Source organism: Nocardia carnea (assembly GCF_029868325.1).
In the GTDB taxonomy this organism is placed as follows: Bacteria; Actinomycetota; Actinomycetes; order Mycobacteriales; family Mycobacteriaceae; genus Nocardia; species Nocardia carnea_C.
Window position 1 is genome coordinate 1 of record NZ_JARWNW010000181.1, and the last position, 2639, is coordinate 2639.

2 protein-coding genes are annotated in these 2639 nt (G+C 67.0%); both read left to right on the plus strand.

The window, feature by feature from the left end; all coding sequences use genetic code 11:
- The first annotated feature begins 196 nt into the window (after positions 1–196).
- On the plus strand, positions 197–865 hold the full coding sequence (locus tag QH196_RS14355) for a FadR/GntR family transcriptional regulator (protein WP_280416283.1): 669 nt from the start codon (positions 197–199) through the stop codon (positions 863–865).
- A 189-nt stretch (positions 866–1054) separates the two neighbouring features.
- Positions 1055–2542 (plus strand): nitrate/nitrite transporter, encoded by a 1488-nt coding sequence (locus QH196_RS14360; protein WP_280416284.1) that lies wholly within the window; start codon positions 1055–1057, stop codon positions 2540–2542.
- Positions 2543–2639: the final 97 nt, after the last annotated feature.

Sequence of the window (2639 nt, forward strand, 5' to 3'; positions counted from 1 at the left end):
AACTGCTGCGGTCTATCAGATCACCGGTATCCACCGCCGCACCATAACCGGGGAGGGCGCCGCGGCGCGCGGCGCCGGGGGGGCGGGCCCCCCCCCCCCGGACGGGAGGTCTCGGGCAACGCTGCAGTCACCGAGAAATCATAGGATGACCATATGACCAGGACAAGGCAGTTGTGACGGGCGGTACTCTGTCAGCGTGCAAAGCGTTCGCCGCACCAGTCTCATCGCCCAGGTCACCGAGCAACTCAAAGAGGATATCCGCTCGGGACGCTGGCCGGTCGGGACGCGGATACCCACCGAACCCGAACTCGCCGAGCTGACCGGAACCGGCCGCAATACGCTACGCGAGGCCGTCCAGGCGCTGGTCCACGCCGGCATGCTGGAACGACGGCAGGGTTCGGGTACGTATGTCATCGCGACCTCCGAGGTCGGCAGCACCCTCGAGAAGTATTTCGCCGAGGCCGCCGAACGCGATGTCCTCGAACTACGCCACGGTCTGGAAGCCACCGCGGCCGCCCTGGCCGCCCACCGCCGCGACGAATCCGATATCGCCAGAATGCAGCGCCTGCTCGAGGAACGCAACCGGCTGTGGCCGGCCGATCGCTCCGCCGCCATTGCCGCCGATGTCCAACTGCACCGCGCGATCGTGGCCGCCAGCCATAACGCGGTATATCTGGAGTTCTACGATTCGCTGCTCGGCCGGATCGAATCCTCCACCCGCTCGCGCACCGACCGGATCGACGGCTGGTACAACGACGAGCACAGCGAACTTGTGCAGGCCATCGCCGACGGCGACGGCGAACGCGCGGCCAAGACCACCCGCTGCTTCCTGGACACTCTGCTCGCCGATTACCCCGAGCGCTGAGCAGGTTCCGGCGGCGTTACCGAGCGATCACCCGCGTATCCGGCGCCCGTGAGGGGGATGTGCGCCGATCGTCATCGCACGCTATTCGGTGGAAACACCCGGCTTCTAGCGTTTCCTCACGTCACAACACCGCCTCGACACCGCGCCCCGGTTCCGCGGGGATGTCGAGCACCGACGAGAGGGACGCCGATGACCGCGATCGCCGACACCGGCTCACAAACACCAGTTACGGCACCACCTTTCACCCATCAGCGCCGCGGACGCTGGATCGATCGGTGGGAACCCGACAACGAACGGTTCTGGTCCTCCGGCGCCGACCGCACCGCCCGTAAAAACCTCGTCTTCTCGGTTTTCGCGGAGAATCTCGGCTTCAGTATCTGGGTGCTGTGGGCCAGTGTGGTCACCGGTATGGGCGCCGCCGGATTCGGTTTCCTGGAAGGCCTCGGCAGCGGTAACCCGGAGGCCGTGAGCAACGCGCTGCTGCTCACTTCCATTCCGACACTGGTCGGTTCGGCGCTGCGTATCCCCTACACCTTCGCCATCCCGCGTTTCGGCGGCCGGCTGTTCACCGCGTTCAGCGCGGCCATGCTGCTGATTCCCACGCTGGGTCTGGCGATCTTCGTCAACCAGCCCGATACTCCGATGTGGGTTTTCGTGGTGCTGGCGGCCCTCTCCGGATTCGGCGGCGGCAACTTCTCCTCGTCGATGGCCAATATCTCGTTCTTCTTCCCCGACGGCAAGAAGGGCGCCGCCCTGGGGATCAACGCCGCCGGCGGCAACCTCGGTGTGGCCCAGACCCAGCTGCTGCTGCCGCTGCTGATCGCCCTCGGCACCCATCTCACCGCGAAGGACGCGGCCGGCTACCGGTTCGGTATCACCCTGTCGGTGCTGGTGTGGGTGCCGTTCATCCTGGCCGCCGTATTCGGCGCGCTGCGCTATATGGACAGCCTGTCCACCGCGAAATCCGACGGCCGCTCCTACACACCGGCCCTCACCAACCGGCACACCTGGGTGATGGCCTTCCTCTACATCGGCACCTTCGGGTCGTTCATCGGTTTCTCGTTCGCGTTCCCGACCCTCATCAAAGCCAATTTCCCCGATCTGGCGAATATCGGCTGGATCAGCACCCTCGGTAACCTGGCCTTCCTCGGTGCCTTCGTCGGCTCGTTCGCCCGGCCCTTCGGCGGCTGGCTCTCCGACAAACTCGGTGGCGCCCGGATCACCCTCATGGTGTTCGGCGGGATGGCTGTCGCGGTGGCTCTCATCATGGCCGCGCTGGAGCTGAAGAGTTTCCCGCTGTACCTGGCGGCATTCCTGATCCTGTTCGTGCTCACCGGTATCGGCAACGGTTCGACCTACCGGATGATCCCGTCGATCTTCAGCGCCGAGGCCGCGAAATTCGCCGCCGAACGCGGTATCGAACCGGACGAAGCGGCCGCGTCGGCGAAACGGCAGGCGGGGGCGGCGATCGGGGTGATCGGCGCGGTCGGCGCCTTCGGCGGTTTCGTACTCCAGCAGGCACTGCGCCTGTCCAACACAAACTTCGGCTCGATGGCGCCGGCTTTCTGGGCCTATGCCGGGGCATTCCTGGTGATGGGCGGCGTCACCTGGTGGTTCTACCGCCGGACCTCGTTCGCCGTGACCAGGGTGCCGTCCCTGGCCTACGCGAATATCTGACGAACGAACCGAGAGGGGGGGGGGGGGGGGGGGGGGGGGGGGGGGGGGGGGGGGGGGGGGGGGGGGGGGGGGGGGGGGGGGGGGGGGGGGGGGGCGG

What these genes read in the sequence shown, in the direction of transcription:
- QH196_RS14360 (WP_280416284.1), top strand. Translation starts at nt 1,055, where the DNA reads ATGACCGCGATCGCCGACACCGGCTCACAAACACCAGTTACGGCACCA.